1 protein-coding gene is annotated in these 257 nt (G+C 38.1%); it reads left to right on the plus strand.

The annotated features are described in order from the left end of the window. Nucleotides 1–255: formate dehydrogenase accessory sulfurtransferase FdhD (locus SB689_RS23560; RefSeq protein WP_410694466.1), on the plus strand; the 255-nt coding region annotated here is incomplete at its 5' end. Between the last annotated feature and the right edge of the window lie 2 nt (nucleotides 256–257).

The raw sequence follows: 257 nt of genomic DNA on the forward strand, positions 1-257 counted from the left end.
CTTATTGGGCACGCTCTCTTTACCAAAATGCTTCCACTTACCCACAAAATTTTGGTATTAAGTGGAAGAGCCAGTTTTGAGCTGATCCAAAAAGCGGCTATGGCTGGTATATCTATTGTTGCTGCCATAGGAGCGCCATCCAGTCTTGCAGTAGATCTGGCAAAAGAATTTGATATTACCTTGTTCGGTTTTCTCAGAAATAACCGTTTTAATATTTATAATCAAAGTACTCGCCTAGAGATTATTCAAAAATAATG

The sequence above is a fragment of the Chryseobacterium sp. SIMBA_038 genome (assembly GCF_046535115.1).
In the GTDB taxonomy this organism is placed as follows: Bacteria; Bacteroidota; Bacteroidia; order Flavobacteriales; family Weeksellaceae; genus Chryseobacterium.